General features: G+C 45.2%; 1 protein-coding gene. It reads right to left on the bottom strand.

Going from position 1 to position 261, the window contains the following annotated elements:
- On the bottom strand, nt 1-261 hold a 261-nt coding region (locus tag CWC11_RS22230; protein WP_249330814.1), incomplete at both ends, for a sugar phosphate nucleotidyltransferase.

The raw sequence follows: 261 nt of genomic DNA, 5'->3' as shown, positions 1-261 counted from the left end.
GGGCACTTCAATACAACATACGGTCATATCAGCACCTGTCTCAACGTGCTTTGCAAGTAAGCCACCGTAATCCATTCTGTAGACATGATCACCCGATAAGATCATAACGTATTTGGGAAGCTCATGACGAATAATATCCATATTCTGGAAAACTGCATCTGCTGTGCCGCAGTACCACTCATCACCATATCGCTGTGACGCTGGCAATATCTCTACAGATTCTCCCAGCTCCTTTTTAAAGTGTCCCCATGCGCGATTAAC

It is taken from the genome of Pseudoalteromonas sp. S3178, assembly GCF_005886985.1.
Taxonomy (GTDB): domain Bacteria; phylum Pseudomonadota; class Gammaproteobacteria; order Enterobacterales; family Alteromonadaceae; genus Pseudoalteromonas; species Pseudoalteromonas carrageenovora.
This window is presented reverse-complemented; position numbering and strand designations above follow the sequence as displayed.